This window comes from Pseudomonadota bacterium (genome assembly GCA_023229365.1).
Taxonomy (GTDB): Bacteria; Myxococcota_A; Polyangia; order JAAYKL01; family JAAYKL01; genus JALNZK01.
The window spans coordinates 1-15,884 of the sequence record JALNZK010000122.1 but is presented as its reverse complement, the minus strand read 5'-3'; the positions used below and the strand labels follow the sequence as shown (position 1 = coordinate 15,884).

Sequence of the window (15,884 nt, the reverse complement as noted above, 5' to 3'; positions counted from 1 at the left end):
TGGGGGCGGAGCCGGCGGAGGCGGTGCCGCTCCCGGTGGCCTCGGCGCGGCGACGGCGGGCATCCCCATCATCGTGCGCTTCCCCGGCGCAGGCGGACGCACTCCGGGCGGCGGCGCGGACGGATGCGACATCATCGCCGCTGCGCCCGACGGCCGGGGAGGCGGAGGAGGAGGCTGCGTCACCCGAGGAGGAGGAGGCGGCGCACCCGGGCGTGCCGGGACGCCGGTCGCCGTCGGCCTCGCGACGCGCGGCGGCGGCGGCACGGTGGAGCGCGCCAGATCCGCGATCCCCTCGTCGGTCGCGGCCATCTTCTCGATGTCATCCCGGAAAGTCTCGGCCATGAACGCCGAGAGATCCTTGCGCGCGAAGAAGTTGCCCGACGTGTACATCCAGCTCTGGAGATCGTCGTGCAGGTCCATGGCGCTCTGGTAGCGGTCCTCGACCTCCCGGCTCAGGATGCGCAGGATGATCTTCTCGAGCTCTTCGGGAATGCGCTTGTTGTACTTCGACGGCGGTACGATCTCGACGTTTCGGACCTTCTCGAGCGTGGAGAAGTCGCTCTCGCCGACGAACAGCCGCTCTCCGGTCAGGAGCTCCCACAGGCAGATCCCGACCGCGAAGATGTCGGAGCGCCGATCCAAGGGCAGCCCGCGCACCTGCTCCGGCGACATGTAGCCGAACTTCCCCTTGAGGATGCCGGCCTGGGTCTTGCCCGCCTTGCCCGCGGCCTTGGCGATGCCGAAGTCGATGATCTTGACCTCGCCGTCGTACGAGATGAGCACGTTCTGGGGCGACACGTCGCGGTGCACGAGGTTCAGGTCGCGACCCGCCGCGTCCTTCTTGTTGTGCGCGTAGTCGAGCCCCTCGCAGATCTTCATCGTGACGTACGCGGCCATCGGGATCGGCAGCGACTGGCCGAGCTTCCGCATCCTGTCGAACATCGCCCGCAGGTCCTTGCCCGCGACGTACTCGAGCGCGATGAAATACGAATCGCCGACCTTCCCGAGGTCGAAAATCTGGGCGATGTTCGCGTGCGTCAGCTGCACCGCGATCTTCGCCTCGTCGATGAACATCGTGATGAACTCTTCGTCCTCGGCGATGCTCGGGAGAATCCGCTTGACGGCGATCAGGCGCTCGAAGCCCTCGACACCGAACGCCTTGGCCTTGAAGACCTCGGCCATGCCGCCGACGCTGATTCGATCAAGGAGGTAGTATTTGCCGAACGGAATCGGTTTTTTCACGGCAGGGCTCTCCGGCAATGTTTGGTCTTCTAACTGGCTGGAAACTATGTCATGCGCACTCCGTGAAGTCAATCCACCCGTCGCTTTAGAATCGACGAACCTTCACTCGTTTCGGGCACTTCAAGGATGCGCGGGGCAGGCCCCAGCCCGGGCGCACGCGCCGAATCACTCTTCACCGTCCCCCTTCGACAGCGCGGAGCCCTGCTTTTTGTACACCTCGCGCCACACGGGCGGCGGCACCGGCTTCACGTCCTCGAACACCCGGAACGCGGCCGGCCGCGCGCGGCCCCTCGCCACGAACCAGTGCAGCTCGCCACCCGCCTGCGCCTCTTCTCCGGGCGCGATGAAGACGACGGCCTCCCCCACCCCGGCGCCCCGGAGCAGCGCACCGAGATCCGCGGCGCCCCCGCCCGACGCGGCGCCCACGAGGTACCCGTCCTGGTCGAAACCCACCGCGTGCGACGCGGGCACGAGCTTCGCGACGTTCACCGAGAGGCCCTGCACCACGGTGTCACCCGCGACGTCGCCCGCGGCGCGCCACGCGATCCCGGCGCCGTCGAGCACGAGCCCCGATTCCCCGCTCTGCATCGGCCGCACCTCTTCTCCCTTCCGCCTGAGCCCCGTGGACACGCCCGCCGCCTGGGTGACGAACGGTATCGCGAACAGGGCGTCCCCGGGCTCCCGGCTCGCGATCTCGAACGCCGTCTGCGATGTGTCGATTTTGTACAAAAATCGATCCGTACCCATCGCCGCTCGAACCATTGGCACGGGCAGCCCTTCTTCGGCTCCGACCGGCTGCCACGCAGCACCGCCTTCGCCCGGTCCCCTATCGAACAGCGAGCGCCGCAGGAGAAGGTAGAAGAAGTCCCGGGGGTCGCGGGCCACGTACCGCGGAAATCGCATGTGCCCCATCTCGCGGGCCATCTTCTTCGCGCGGAAGACGAGCTCCGGACGCCGCGGCACCGATCCCTCTGCCTCGCTGTACTCGCTGAGCGCACGGGTCGCCTTGGGCTGTTCGCCGGCCGAATCCACGCGGTAGAACTCGAAGCCGCAGTGGCCGGTGTTCATGTCGAGGTGCAGCCCGTAGTCGCAACCCGACGCGACCATGGCGGCGCCGAGCGACTCCGGCGAGAGGTGCTCCCCCCAGAAGTAGAGCAGCTTTCGGCCGAACGAGAGACACACCCCGCTGCGAGCCGTGACGACGCGCTCCTCGACGCCCGCCGGCACCCCGCCCCACCAGACCCGCCGGTACGGGTTGTAGACCCCGCCCTCCACGAGCGGGTGCACGTTCTGGCGCATGTCGCGCATCCCCTCGGGCATCTCGCCGACGGGGTTCGGCCACGAGCCCATCGCCGTGCTCCCGTCGTCGTAGGTCGCGATCGTCGCGCCGTACGGCCGCGGCCTGAGGTAGTACTGCCTTTCGATCGCCATCCCCCACTCGCCGTGCAGCGCCTGGAACGCGCCGTTGAACGCGCCCACGAGCCGCGCGATCTCGCCCGCCCGCGGACCCTCCCGCGGCACCTCGCCGAGCCCCTTGAGACCGGTCGTCGAGACCGGTTCCCGGACGCCGGCCATGATGCGCAGCTCGACGCGCGCCGGATCCCACGCGACGACGTGCGTCACCGCGAACGGGCGCTCCGCGTCGGAGCGCAGGAAGGTCCGATAGAACAGCGGCGGCCCGCCCGGGGTCGGCGTGAAGAGCTCGTCGTCGACTGCCGACCAGACGCCCTCTCCCGATTGGGGCTTGCGCATCAGCGGGGCGACGTCCGCGGGCGGCCAGCCCGCGAGCCCCATGGTCGGCTTCGTCGCGACCATCGCCGCGTACTCGGCGGCGGCGCCCGCGCCCTCGTCCCCGAGCAGCGCGTACCTCTTGCGCGCGAGCCAGTCGTTGAGATCGAACCAGTACTTCTCCATCCACTCGATGGTGCGCCTACCGATCCACGGCACCTCGCGCGCCGTGTCGACCGCCCACGCGAGGAAGGCGGGCCTGCCCTTGAGCACCTCCTGCACGATGACTTCCTGGGAGGGGTTCGATCCGCTCGAGTCGATGTCGAACGCCGCCCTGCCGTCGGCGGCGACCGAGAGCCGCTCCCCCGCGCCGAACCCGAGCGTGAGCCGTTGCGGGGCCTCCCTAAAAACGTACGTCTTCCACCCGACGCCCTTGGTCCGCCCGGTCCGCTGCAGGTTGGTGATCCGGTTGGCCAGGCGCCAGCCCCTCGGCCAGTCGGCGGTCAGCGCGGCGGACTCGCCGCGGAAGTCCACGACCGAGACGCTGCCGTACGCCTCGCCGACGCGCGCCGCGAACGCGATCAGCCCGTTGCCGGAGACGGCGAGCACGTCCTCGTCGCCGTCCGCGGTCCGAGACAGATCGGTCAGGCGGCGCATCTCGAAAGGCGCCCCGTCGCTCGCGACCCTGAGCTCGGCGGTGTAGACGTCGCGGAGCGCGCCCTCCGACTCCCGCGCGGCGAAGGCCGCGGCGTGCCAGTCGAACGGACCCGCGTCCGCCACGCGCCACGGGAACACCCACGAGAAGGTCGCGCCGTCGATCTCGAGGCCGGAGCGGGCCGCCAACTCGCCGCCCGCGCGCGCCGGATCATAGGAGTCCGGCCACTGTTCCGCGAGGGCCGCCGCGAGCGCCGCGGCGCCGACGAGGGCCAACGGCGCGCGCCGATCCCGGAGGTGCCCTCGCCATCCCATAAGGCCGCAATATTACTCCAGTACCTCTTGTGATGTGCGGTTGAAATTCCAATTCGTTGCTGATATTGGTACCAGGCTGATTTGGATTCATAAGAGCGCCGAGGCGGGCCGGCGTCGAGGCCGGACCACGAGGACGCCGCGCGGCGCGGCACGAACAGCCGACGAGGTGGAAACATGCGCAGATTCTCGGTGTTGTTGGCATGCGTTGTCCTCCTGCTCGCGGGCCTTCCCGCGACGGGCCAGAAGAAGGCGGGCGGCGCGAAGGGAAAGGCCGCCAAGGCAAAGGTGACGGCGCCGGCCATCGGATCGCGCGAGGTGAAGGACGCCATCCACAAGCTCCGGAGCCCGAACCCCGAGGAGGTCCTGACGAGCGTGCAGCTGCTCGCGGCGTCGGGCTCCAAGGACGCCGTCGGCCCGCTCACGGACCTCCTGCGGACCGGGCCGCGCAACGACATCACGAACAGCATCCTCCAGGCGCTCGGCTCGATCGGCCAGCGCGGCTCGATACCGATCCTCATCGAGTACCTCGATCACCGCAGGCCGAACGCGCGGGTCGCGGCGCTCTTCGCGCTCGAGAATTTTTCCGACCAGAAGATCATCGCGGCCATCGAGAACCGCCTGCGCGACTCGGACGCGGAGGTGCGCAACACGGCGGCGCTCCTGCTCGGCAAGCACGGCAGCACGGCGTCCGTCCCGATCCTGTTCCAGGCGTTCGACCGCGGGGTCCGCGACGCCGTCGTCGCGATCGGGCAGATCGGCTCGCCGGACGACGCCGCGCGGCTCACCCAGTACCTCGGCAAGGTGGACGTGGCGATGCTCCTCCCGGGGTTCGAGCAGTTCCTCGCGCGCTCGGCGTTCCCGGAGAAGGCGAAGCTCTCCATCCTCGAGCAGCTGTTCGAGCTCGCGGGTCCCGACGTGCGCAGGTTCGCCGTCTCCTACAAGGCGACCTTCCCCCCCGGGACCGAGGAGGACGAGAACCCGCTCTACAAGACGGTCAGCCGGATGATCCGCCAGATCGCGGAGGAGTAGGCACATGGTGAGAAAGCACATCGCGAAGTACCTCAAGGCGGCTCTCCTGGCGACGCTCGTGGTGTTCTCCTTCGGCGCTGCCGGCGAGATCTGCGGAACGTTCTTCGACACGACGGCGGCGGCCTTCGGCTCCAAGTTCCCGGACAACAAGGCGGAGGACGTGAAGGCCGTGCTGAACGGCATGGGCGCCCCGCAGGCGGTCGCGGGCCCCGCGAACACCGTCGGCTCCCCGATGGCGGTCCTCGTCACCGACGGGTCGCCGCGGGCGCTCGTGGGCATCGATCTCGCGGCGGGCCGGGAGGTCTGGAAGGTCTCGCCGCCCATCCAGTCGGAGCTCACGGTCGGCGGCAACCTCGTGGTGTTCCAGTCCGGGTACAACGTCGTCGGCGTCGATCTGCGGACCGGCGCGACGCTCTGGAGCCGCGAGATCGAGACCGGTTGGAACTATCACGGCGCCGACATCGAGGGCGACGTCGCGATCATCTCGGTCGGCGTCGGCGGCGAGGAGACCGGGGCGTACTCCAACGGCCAGATCATCGCGGTGAACGCGAGGACGGGCGGCAAGCTCTGGGAGAACTCCTCTGGCGGCGGCCTGCTCGGCGCGCCCGCGATCCACGGCAACTTCGCCTTCGTGCCGTGGGATCGGCAGAAGCTGGCGATCATCGACGTGAAGGAGGGCACCGAGGTGTGCCGCGTGCGCGCCGACGACTTCACGATCAACTTCGTGCGCGCGGACGCGACCGGCGCCTACTACGGAACGCTCGCGAACGGCGCCAAGCTCACCACGCTCTATCGGCTCGACGAGAAGTCCACGGTCGGGACGAGCGCGGGATCGACGTCGTTCGTTCCGGCGCTCGAGCCGGTCCCCGGCGAGCCGGCGTTCGCGCGCGACGCGTTCGCGCTGCCGGTCTCCGGGCGGTCCGGGACCGAGAAGATCAAGTTCCACTGGCAGCCCGCGCTCGACCCCGCGAAGCCGATCGCCATGGCGGACGACGCCTACTACCTGCACTATTGGCGGTTCATCATCGCGTTCGATCAAACGACCCACCAGGTGCGGTGGACGTACCGGTCGGAGCGCGACATCGAGAGCATGGCCGCGATCGCCGGCGGCGTCGTCGGCGTGAACACGGACGGGAAGCTGTTCTTCATCGACGCGGTCTCCGGCGGCGAGATCTGGACACACGACTCGGGGCACAAGGTGCTCACCGGGGCGATCGACGCCAACGGCTTCAGGCCCGCGGGCGGCGGCGGCGCCGCTGCCGATCCGCTCGTCGCGCTGAAGGAGGTCATCTGGGACAAGGACAACCGGATGCTCCCGATCCGATCGTACGCGGCGTTCCTGATCGCGGCGTTCCCGGCGCCGGAGGTGACGCAGGATCTGCTCACCGTGTACTCCGACGCGTCGTGTCCCAAGGGTCTGCGCGACGCGGTCGTGCAGGCGCTGCGCAAGCGGACGACGGGCGCCGAGTACCTCGTCAAGGCGCTGCACATGAGGTACGACTTCCTCGAGCAGACGCAGGCCCCGCCGATGGGCGTCGTCGCGCCGGCCCTGGTCAACATGGGCGAGCGCGCGGCGGTCTCGGGCCTCCTCGATCACCTCATGGATCACGAGACTGCCATCGAGGACCTCCGCGAGATCTCCCTCGCCATCCGCGAGCTCGGCGATCAGTCGGTCGTGGGCACGCTGAATCACTTCGTCACGCTGTACCATGCGGACTCCTCGTTCCTCGGGCACGAGGACGCGATCGCGACCGCGGCCGAGGGCATCCTGAAGTTCGGTGGCCCGTCCGGTGAGAGGTACGTCGCCCAGATCCGCGACGACACGCAGACGTTGCCGGAGCTGAAGAGCCAGCTGATCGCGATCCTCGACCCCGAGGCGGCGGCCAAGGCCGCGGAGGCGGCCAGGATCGCGGCGGAGGAGGCCAAGAAGGCGGCCGCCGCGGCGGAGGCCGAGACGGCGGCGCAGGCCGCGGCCAAGGAGGAGGCGGGCCGGCCGTACTCCCTGACCGTGGAGCAGATCAACGGCGCGATCGCGGCGAACCAGGAGGTCCTGAAGCCCTGCGTTCAGGCGGCGCTCGGCGTCAACCCGATGATCCGGCAGATCCGGATGAAGTTCGCCCTCGCCGGCGCCACCGGCCAGGCCTCGAACCTCCAGATCCTGCCCTCGGACGTGCCCGGGCTGCTGCAGTGCCTGTCCAACGGGCTCGCCTCCATCTCGTTCCCGAAGTTCAAGAACCTCAGGCAGCCCGCGACCTACATCATCCAGATCCAGGGTCAGGCGCCTCCTGCGGGTTACACCTATCCCATCGCGCCGGACGGGTCGGGCGGCACCGACTCGAGCTACGATCCCGATTCGTTCGGTGGCGGGGGCACCGGCTATCAGCCGCAACCGCAGCCGCAGTACCCGCCGCAGTACCCGCCGCAGTACCCGCCGCAGTACCCGCAGCCGCAGCCGCAGCCGCAGCCGCAACCGCAACCGCAACCGCAGCCGCAGCCGCAACCGCAACCGGCGCCGCTGCCGCAGCCGCAGCCCGGCTCACCGCCTCCGCCACCGACCCCGCCGGCGGATCCCGACGCGTTCTAGCTCTCGTTCTAGCTCTCCTTGACACGTCCGGGAGCGGTTGCTACAAACCTGCGTCCGCGTCGGACGGCGCGGTTCTTTGGGGCTATAGCTCAGCTGGGAGAGCGCCTGACTGGCAGTCAGGAGGTCAGCGGTTCGATCCCGCTTAGCTCCACAATCAAATCAACCACTTAGTTTGACCTCCTGATTCCGTGGCAGCGTCTGTGGCAATTTTGTGGCAATTTTCTTGAGCGGACGAACGATCCCGTCGACCCGGATCGCGTCCACCGCAGCGCGCTGCCGCTCCTCGTCGTCGAACACGTAGAGATCGGTGACGGCACCCTTGCTGCCGGGTCCGTGGCCGAGCAGCTGCCCGGTCATCCGGATGTCGTGGCCCGTGCCCTGCACGAGACACGCGAACGTTTTTCGCAGTCCGTGGAAGTCGAGTTCCTCGGGCTGCATGCCAATCGCCGCCGCTGCCTGCTTCGTCTTTTCGAGGAACCACCCCGTCGTCTCGGATCGCTTGTCGCCGCGCCGGACGATCTGTCCGTCCTTCATCACGTGGTCCTCGGTGATCGGGAACACCCACTCGCTGATCCGCTCCACCGAGCGCAACACTTCGACCGCGAACGGGTGGAGCGGGATCTCCTGCTCGTCGTCCGTCTTGGCGCGGACGAAATGGATCAGGCCCTCGTCGAGGTTTACGTCGTTCCACTTCAAGTTGACGATCTCCTTGCGGCGGAAGCCGCAGAGGATTGTGAGAACGGCGATCGGCCAGAACGCGGGCGAGCAGGCGTTCAGGAACGCGACGACCTGTTGCCGCCGGAGGTAACGCTTGCGGACCTTGGGCACGCGTATCGGCTTCACCTCCTTGCCGAACGACGCCTCGACGTAACCAAGCCGCTCGCACCAAGAGCTGAACGCACGAACAACGCGGCGGTCGGCCGCGACCGTGGCGGGACGCACTCCCGTGCTCTTGTGCTCTTCCAGGAAGCGGACCACGTCGGCAGCGTCGAGAGAGACGAGCTTCCGCTTTGCGCCAGTAAAGGCGACGAAATTGCCGAGGATGCCTCGGTACTGTTCTCGGGTGGGCTTGGCCAGCGCGGTGCTGGCCTCCAGGAACTTGGTCACCGTTTGCCCGAGTTCCCTTTTCGGATCGGGATCGCGCCCGCGACTGCTTGCCGCGCGGACACGCTCTTCGATCTGTGCGAAACACCTTTCCAAGTCAGCCTCGTCCGTGCACTGCGTTCGCTCCCGCTGTCGCTGCCCGTCGACGTAGTAGACGGCGACCCACCTTCCGCCGCCTGCGGCGTCCCGGTAGGCTTTTCCTTTTCGGAATCGCATCTCGCGCTCTCCTCATTCGTTGGGCTCTCATCGGCACCTCCTCGTTGGTAGGCCAGCACGTCGGCCAGCCAGTATCGAGGAGTACCGCGTCGCCCCGAGTTCTTCAACTCGCCCCTGGACGAGGCGTTCAAGATCGTCTTCACCGTTTGCTGGCAGTACTCCGCCGCTTCCTCGGGCGTGAGCGGGCGCTCGGCACCGAAGCTCGTGAGTGGCCCGACGGGAGCGATATGGCGCTCCGTGCTCACACCGACTCCTGCTCCACCATCGTTCCACCCTCGTAGAGCTGCTCCCGCTCGCCGACGTCCATAGCTACCGCCTCCCCAACAGCTGCTCCGTCAGCCGGTGAAACGCGGCCTCCGGGATCATCGAGGGGTGCCCGGCCATGAAGAGGTCGGTGACGTCGATCTCGCCGTCGTCGTCGATCATCCGGATGCGCACGGGCCTGGTCGCGTTGGGGTCTGTCCGGATGACCATCTCGCTGACCTGCTGCAGTTCGCCGTCCGGCCCCTCGACGAGGATGGGGATCACCTGGGGCTCGCGCTGCGCAGGGCCGCGCAGAACGATCTCGGTGTAGCCAGTTTCCTGTATCACTTCTGCACCTCGTGCTCTCTCAGCTCGTGGAGCTGCTTGATCTCGACGTTCGCCGCCGACTCGTCGCCAGGGCGCACTGCGCGCAGTTCGACTACCTCGATCGGCTGTTCGGTCCGCACGTCGATCACGTCGCCTTGTGCTTCCGCCCGCTCTTCTTGCTCGCGGCGAAGTGGGCATTGATCTCTTTTGCGAAAGCCCGCATCTCCCCCACTAAGTCAGCGGGCTCGTCCTCGGCGAACGGCTCCGCATGATAAAAAATGGGGCAATCGTGGCCGAATACGTCGCAGGAAACGGCTTCGGCTTCGTCTCGCAGCGGGAACTCCTCCACGAGTGGTCCGTAGGGGCAGAACGCCAGCGCGTGGCAGGGCTTCACGGCCTTCTTCCAGATCATCTTTTTGTTGTTCAGCCATTTCGACATCACTCACCGTCCCTCTGCCGGTGCTTCGACCGGCCAAGTTAAAGAACAAGCCTTACTGGTCGCTTTCTCCTCGACGCCGCCGATCGCGTTGTGCTCGCCGCCCACCATCGTCTCGGCGCTCGGGCACACGGCGTGGTACTGGGCGGCAAAAAGCAGCCGCTCGGCCTGGGCGATGGCCCAAGCCGAGCGGCCCCGGTAGACATCCGAGGCTGTGACGCGGAGGGTACGGGTCCTCGACCGACGGCCGCGGAGGCACTCTTCGACAAACACCCGCAACTCCCGTCTGCCCACGGATGCCTTCATGACTACAGGCTCGCCGCGATCTCGGCGTCCTCCGCGTCCACGCCGTCCAGATCGTCCGATGCAATGTCCCATGACGAAAGGAACGTTGCGGAGTCCTCGCTCGTCAGGAAGACCAGCGCGAAATCCATAATGGTCGAGATGTCGTCGTCAACGAGCGCGCTGCCGTTGAGCAGGTCCTCCGTCCCAGACGGAGCGATCGTCAGCACGGTGTCGTACAGTGACTTGTTCGCCCAGAGCAGCGGGGCGGCCTCCTCGTTGTCGGGCATCGTGCCCACGACCACGATCGGCGCGCCGTAGTAGTTGGAGAGCGTCCGCAGTTCACCGATCCGGGCAAACATGCTCTCGACCTCGTGCCTCTCAAGCTTCATGGGCAGGGGCTCGACATCGATGACGATCAGACTGACCTTCTTCTCCGACCGCTTCTTGCCGCCGAGCTTGGGGAGCCGAGACAGGAAGTCCTGGCCCGTGATGAAGCGGATCGAGTCGGCGACGCCCTGCGAGGGGAGTTCGCGACCCATGGCAAGGTGCTGGGCGCGCCCAACCATCGTCGAAATCGGCACGTTGTCGGTGACGAAGATAACCTCCGATTCCGCAGACGAAAACGACTGGTGGTCGAGGAAGGTGTCGCCGGTCTTCACCGCCAAGGCCAGATCGATCGCCAGCCACGTCCGATAGGAATTGGGCGGCCCCGCAATGACCGACACGCCCTCCGAACGGATCAGCCCCTCGATGAGCCACCGGCGCTCCCCGTGATGCTGACTGCCGGCGAGGCTTTTCGGTCGGCGCCTTGTAGTGGTCGCCTTCCTGGTCCTGCGGGAGTTGGTCTTCTTCGAGGGCTTCGTCTTCTTACTCATTTTCTTTTCTCCTGGTAATGGCGGCGCCCACGAGGGGCGTCGCGGTATTGCGGTTGTCTCGGATGTGCCGGGATCCCGGCGAGGTCGTCTTCCAGTCGTCGGTCGGACGGGCGTACGGACACGTACCGCCCTTATAAAGGGCGTGTACGCATGTACGTACGCGAGCGTACAGGCCGTGCGTACAAGTTGTACGGATGGCGGAAACCCTCGCCGTTGCTGGTTCAGATGTGTTTTTCGAGCGGTGGTCCGTACAGCGTTGCGTACAGTACAGAGCCTCCGATTTTCGCGGCTTCTTTTGTACGCTTGTACGCAAGCGCCTCAGAGTGGCGTAGAAGCCAGTGTTTATGCGCCTCGCAGCCATCAGGAGCCCCCCTCCTCCTCGCTGGGGACGATCTCCCACCTCTGACCCCGTCGCGCGTCACTGAGCGGGCGCACCTCTCCCTGCTCCTGGAGAACCGCGAGTGCCTTGTTGAGGGTGGTGTTGTTGATCGCGGGTCGGCCCGGTGGATAACGCAGGACGTTGCGGATCAGTGGACCTTCGTCGCCTAGACGGTCGAGGATGTATCGATGGAGCGCGGACTCGCTCGTCGGACCTGGGTAGTCATCGAGAACGATGCGTGCGATCTCAGCGTCTTCATCAACCTCCAGGCGTACCGCTAGTCCTCTGAAAGATTCAGCGTCGCGGAACTCGCCATAGAGTTTCCGTGCGGTAGTCGCGACGTCTGCGGGCGCGAAGTACAGCATCGCATCGTGCCATGCTCGCAACGCACCGGAGCCGCGAAGAGGACTGAATCTGTTCTGATTGTCGGGCTTGGGGGAGTGATGAATGAGGACGATGGTGAAGCCCATGGCGGCAGACATCTGCCGAAGCGCGGCGAGGATCGGCGCCATCTGATCGCGCTCGTTTTCGCCGCCGACGTGCAGCTCGGAAAGTGGATCGAGGATCACCATGACGAGGTGTTCGCCGATGCCCTCGATGGCCGCCCTGAGAGCTTCGATGTCGTCCGATTGGTCGAGGGAGATTCGTGGATGTGGCGACAACAGCAGCCGATCCCGAATGGAATCCACCGACACTCCGTAGCCGTTGCACACCCAGGTCAGACGCCGCACAACGGAGGCGCGCGAGCCTTCCGCGAAGAGGTACAGGATCTTCGCGTTGTTTTTCCCCGCGCTCATGAGGGAGTATCCTTTGTAGACTCGCCGAGGAACGGTTTGCCGCTGAGGATCGCGACGGCGAGGCACAACGCGAGCCAACTTTTCCCATTCTTGGGCTGTCCGGCGATGAACATCCGCGCGTGCGCCGGGACGAAACCCTCGATCAGCCACTCGGGGTCCTTCACGCCGCTGTCGATCAGGTCGCCGAGAGAAATGATCGGAACGCGCTCATGTGCGTCGGCGTCGGCGTCGACGTCAGGATCGCCGGGCGCATCAACACGCGGCAGCGCGAGCACGTCGTGGAGCGTGGCTCCCGGGTGCGCGGCGAGCCAGTCTGCGACGTCGCCCTTCGCCGCCAGCGCGAGTTTCGCGACGTCTACGAAGGTTACTGACGCGGGCAGATTGAGTTGCTGCAGCTTGCTGGCGACATCGCTCGCGTATTTGTGCCCGGCAGGGTCGTTGTCAGGCCAGATCAGTACGTCTCGCCCGGCGAGGGGCGACCAGTCGGTCTTCGTCGCCTGCCCCGCACCGCCCCACGAACAGGTGCCGAGTCCACCGAGGCGCTCGATGATGGTGACGCATTTGGGCCCCTCTACGACAATAACTATCGAGACCTTGTCCCGTGCGAGGCGGTCCCCCGCGTACAACGGCCGAGGCTCACCGGGCCCCCCCATACTGAAGTGACCATCGGCGTCCTTGTGGAAATACGGGATGGAGATCTTGGCGTTCTTGGCTCCCTGCTTGTCAGTCATAACGAGCCTCGTAGCCGAGTACCTCGCCATCAGCATCGCGGTAGGCCCAGAGGCCGGAAAGAGTGCGCTTGCCAACCCTGCTCGCGATCCCCGGAGGCAGCTTCAGCCCGAGCAGCGCAGCGAGTTGGAGTGGTCCGCCGCCCTTCTGACACACCGGGCAGAAGAACTCACTCGTCACAGGGTGAAACGACGCTGACGGACTGGCGTCGGTGTGGCCCGGGTACGGGCACCTGAAGAGGATCTCGCGCCCTTGAGGTGTCCCCTCTCGGGCCTCCACGGCGACTTGAAGCGAATAGAAAAAATCCGCGTGCGAATTCATGCGAGCATTACCTCCACCCAGTCGATGCGAGACCGAACCCTGCGCCACCCAGCCGCGAAAACACCGCGCACAACCCAACTGCCGCGTACCTAGTGCGGCGTGACTTATTTGGGTGGAGCCCCTACCAGGCTGTCCTGGTAGGAGGCTCGCGCGGCTCTCGCCGACAGCTTGACACTACTGCGCCGTTGTTATACTGTCAAAGTTAACTCGGGGTACTACATGAGGTGAAACATGGAGCAACGAGAATCGGGTTTTCGGACGGGCGAATGGGTGCGCTTCGGCGGTTACGAAATCATCAACGGCTGCATCTGCCCGACCGTAAGCACACAGCAGGAGTCATACGATCCTTGGAAGGGCCACAGGCCAACGGAAGCGGGGGAACCCGTGCTGTCCCAGCGTGCGATGCCCTATCGCGACAGCCGTCCCTACTTCTCCCTGTTCGACCTCGTCGAAAAGATACAGGCGCTGGAAGCGGGAGCAAAACGTAAGGACGCGCTAAGAAAGAACACCGAAAAACTAATCATCGACTGGTGCTGTCACCATGGCCTCCTCGGTGTCTTGCTTCATGAACTCGTTTTCGTGCAACTCGGTCTGGATCGTGGCGAAACAGGTGGCAACGGGGTTTTTTGTCACTCCCGAGAGGGGGGACGCAGCTGGGGCGTCCAGAAACTAGACATGTCCGAAGCTGTCATTCCGTTCGCTGTCGTCGAAAAAGTATCAAGGACGCCGCAGGACCTCAGGGGATGGAGAATGGAACGGCCCGGGAAAAACCTTCAAAAACCGCACGGCCCACCGAGCGAATGGGAACGTTACTTTCCTCGTATGAACGCGTTCGACGCTTGGTCGAACTCGCGATTCACGCTTGCGTCTGAACCTTTCTGGAACGAATACGGTGAGCCCGTGGAGCGCTTTCTCGACGCAGCGTTCCTGCTGAAGACTACCGTCGAGGCTCTATTCGAACATCGCAGCCGCTCTTCGGAAAAGTGGAAAGCTAAGCTAGAGCGCAAGGCAAAGCGAGACAAGGCACGGCCGGTCGAGTACGACGATCCGGATGATTTCGATCAGAGAATGAAGGCCATGGACTACTTGGTATCAAGAGTCTCGACGACGTTCGAACTGGCGGCTGATGGCACTTACAACATGCGCTGGCACACAACGTCTTTGCTCGGGACCTTCGCGATGATGGCGCTGATCGATCTCACTCAAAAAGAAGGCGACCTTGCCCGCTGTAGCAAGTGCGAACGCTTTTTCTGGCAGTCAAGTGATCGTGCCGTTTACTGCACGCTGCGGTGCAAGAGGGCCGCGAATATGAGAGTCTACCGTGCTAAGGCAGCGCAGGCCCATTCTGGCGAGGACGAGTAGAATGGGGCCCGCTCGCTACCGTCCCTCCCGCCGCCTCTCCAGCAGCTCCCGCCGAGCGCGCCACACCTCGTGGATGAGGCCCGACAGCTTCCACGACACTGCGGCGACGAGGCCGACGGCCACGGAAATCACGAACCACTGGAAGCGGCGGTGCGACTGGCGCTGGTAGAGGGCGACGATCTCGTCGGGCGTGGGCATCGTGGAAAAGATACCGGGGAGGGAATCGATCGTCTACTACCGCGGGGGTGTGACTGGCGGCGGGATCGCGGAAACCGGTGCCGGGGCCAGCATGGCCGGCGGCTGGTACGCGGGGGCCGGTGCGGGGGCTGGCAATTGGCGGATCGCCTTCGCTATACCAAGAACGATGGCCTCGGACGCGACGAAGTTGCACTTAGAGTGATTCCGTTTGATCGACGGGGTGGCGGATCCCACATGGTGTCTGACCTCTCGTTCCATGTCGAAAGCACCTTTCATCCCCATGTACTCGAAGGTCCCGCGAATGGTTACGGATGAGGAACCATGCCCACATTTTCTATTATCCTGGAAGACGTTGATAGACAACCGCAGCGGGTCGAGTTGGGCTTGTTTGAGCATCTCCTTCAAGGTCTCTTGGTTGTACCCGCCCTTCGCCGATCTGTTGTCGCTGCCATCCCAGGTCACCTCTCTGCCGTTGATGACAGTCGTGACCGACTTGTACACGCTGACGTATCTCGGCGCGGCGCAGGAAACCGGGAGGGCCAAAAGGCACAGTAGAGCACCAGCCAACCCCACACGAGTTATCGACGTCATTGCCACCTCCTGGTTCTACCCCGCCACTTGGACAAGGTCGGGCCGGTTTCAACTTCCTACGGATTTGGCTGAACCCACCCGCTGCTCAATGGGACTTTCTGCCGGTAGACAAGTAGCTCTTCAAGACTCTTTTTCCACCTATTTCCTTTTCTTCTTTTGTCTCCGCCAATAAAAACGATGGGGAGGCTTGCGAGCAACACGCCACCCCCGGCGAAAGTTAGAATCATCGCTGCGTTGCTTGGTCTCCCTCCTGAGTCCGTGTCATACTGAAGAATCCCAGTGCCCGCCCCGAGAGCGACTGCGCTACAGACCATTATCGGGATACCTATTGAAAGCATTATTATCCCTGCTCTTCGCATCCGCTTCGCTGTCACTTCTCACGAGGATGACCCAGGGTTTCTCACGAGGATGACCCAGGCCCCGAGGCCGCTCCGATTCCTATCACGGTTCAGCGTTTGACGGCACGCGA

General features: G+C 65.3%; 14 protein-coding genes, 1 tRNA gene and 1 pseudogene. 4 read left to right on the top strand and 12 right to left on the bottom strand.

Translation table 11 applies throughout. The features are described from left to right. Both M0R80_26565 and M0R80_26560 read right to left on the bottom strand, forming a co-directional pair. Positions 1-1,242: serine/threonine protein kinase (locus M0R80_26565; GenBank protein MCK9463200.1), on the bottom strand; the 1,242-nt coding region annotated here is incomplete at its 3' end. Between the two features lie 165 nt (positions 1,243-1,407). Then, positions 1,408-3,939 carry a hypothetical protein gene (locus M0R80_26560; GenBank protein ID MCK9463199.1) on the bottom strand — a complete coding sequence of 844 codons (2,532 nt, stop codon included), beginning with the start codon at positions 3,937-3,939 and terminating at the stop codon, positions 1,408-1,410. A 174-nt stretch (positions 3,940-4,113) separates the two neighbouring features. On the opposite strand from M0R80_26560, the gene M0R80_26555 reads away from it, so the two are divergent. The 3 genes from M0R80_26555 (at position 4,114) to M0R80_26545 (ending at position 7,703) form a co-directional block, all read left to right on the top strand. Further along, positions 4,114-4,968, top strand: a complete 855-nt coding sequence (locus M0R80_26555) for a HEAT repeat domain-containing protein (GenBank protein ID MCK9463198.1) — start codon at positions 4,114-4,116, stop codon at positions 4,966-4,968. Positions 4,969-4,972: 4 nt separating this feature from the next. Continuing rightward, on the top strand, positions 4,973-7,552 hold the full coding sequence (locus tag M0R80_26550; GenBank protein MCK9463197.1) for a PQQ-like beta-propeller repeat protein: 2,580 nt from the start codon (positions 4,973-4,975) through the stop codon (positions 7,550-7,552). A gap of 78 nt (positions 7,553-7,630) precedes the next feature. Beyond that, positions 7,631-7,703 (top strand) — tRNA-Ala (locus M0R80_26545). An 8-nt stretch (positions 7,704-7,711) separates the two neighbouring features. Here the strand turns inward: M0R80_26545 and M0R80_26540 are convergent. The 7 genes and pseudogenes from M0R80_26540 to M0R80_26510 all read right to left on the bottom strand — a co-directional run bounded on the left by M0R80_26540 (position 7,712) and on the right by M0R80_26510 (position 13,264). After that, the gene (locus M0R80_26540) at positions 7,712-8,872 is read right to left on the bottom strand and encodes a tyrosine-type recombinase/integrase (protein ID MCK9463196.1); all 1,161 of its coding nucleotides are present in this window, start codon (positions 8,870-8,872) and stop codon (positions 7,712-7,714) included. A 309-nt stretch (positions 8,873-9,181) separates the two neighbouring features. Then, a complete protein-coding gene (locus M0R80_26535; protein MCK9463195.1) occupies positions 9,182-9,463 on the bottom strand; it encodes a hypothetical protein in 282 nt (93 codons plus the stop codon). 124 nt (positions 9,464-9,587) lie between these two features. Then, positions 9,588-9,881: a hypothetical protein gene (locus M0R80_26530; GenBank protein ID MCK9463194.1), complete on the bottom strand. Its 294-nt coding sequence runs from the start codon at positions 9,879-9,881 to the stop codon at positions 9,588-9,590. A 3-nt stretch (positions 9,882-9,884) separates the two neighbouring features. Beyond that, on the bottom strand, positions 9,885-10,184 hold the full coding sequence (locus tag M0R80_26525) for a hypothetical protein (GenBank protein MCK9463193.1): 300 nt from the start codon (positions 10,182-10,184) through the stop codon (positions 9,885-9,887). A gap of 2 nt (positions 10,185-10,186) precedes the next feature. Continuing rightward, on the bottom strand, positions 10,187-11,038 hold the full coding sequence (locus M0R80_26520) for an AAA family ATPase (GenBank protein MCK9463192.1): 852 nt from the start codon (positions 11,036-11,038) through the stop codon (positions 10,187-10,189). 360 nt (positions 11,039-11,398) lie between these two features. Further along, positions 11,399-12,867, bottom strand: a pseudogene (locus tag M0R80_26515) (AAA family ATPase). Between the two features lie 70 nt (positions 12,868-12,937). Continuing rightward, entirely contained in the window at positions 12,938-13,264 is a 327-nt protein-coding gene (locus M0R80_26510; protein MCK9463191.1) for a hypothetical protein, read from the bottom strand. A 231-nt stretch (positions 13,265-13,495) separates the two neighbouring features. Between M0R80_26510 and M0R80_26505 the strand changes: the two genes are divergently transcribed. Then, positions 13,496-14,626: a hypothetical protein gene (locus M0R80_26505; protein ID MCK9463190.1), complete on the top strand. Its 1,131-nt coding sequence runs from the start codon at positions 13,496-13,498 to the stop codon at positions 14,624-14,626. 15 nt (positions 14,627-14,641) lie between these two features. Here the strand turns inward: M0R80_26505 and M0R80_26500 are convergent, their stop codons facing one another. The 3 genes from M0R80_26500 to M0R80_26490 are packed head-to-tail and all read right to left on the bottom strand — an operon-like array spanning position 14,642 to position 15,789. Next, positions 14,642-14,824 (bottom strand): hypothetical protein, encoded by a 183-nt coding sequence (locus M0R80_26500; GenBank protein MCK9463189.1) that lies wholly within the window; start codon positions 14,822-14,824, stop codon positions 14,642-14,644. Between the two features lie 36 nt (positions 14,825-14,860). After that, positions 14,861-15,415, bottom strand: coding sequence for a hypothetical protein (locus tag M0R80_26495; protein ID MCK9463188.1), 555 nt, complete (start codon positions 15,413-15,415; stop codon positions 14,861-14,863). 56 nt (positions 15,416-15,471) lie between these two features. Further along, positions 15,472-15,789 (bottom strand): hypothetical protein, encoded by a 318-nt coding sequence (locus M0R80_26490; GenBank protein ID MCK9463187.1) that lies wholly within the window; start codon positions 15,787-15,789, stop codon positions 15,472-15,474. Positions 15,790-15,884 lie beyond the last annotated feature (95 nt).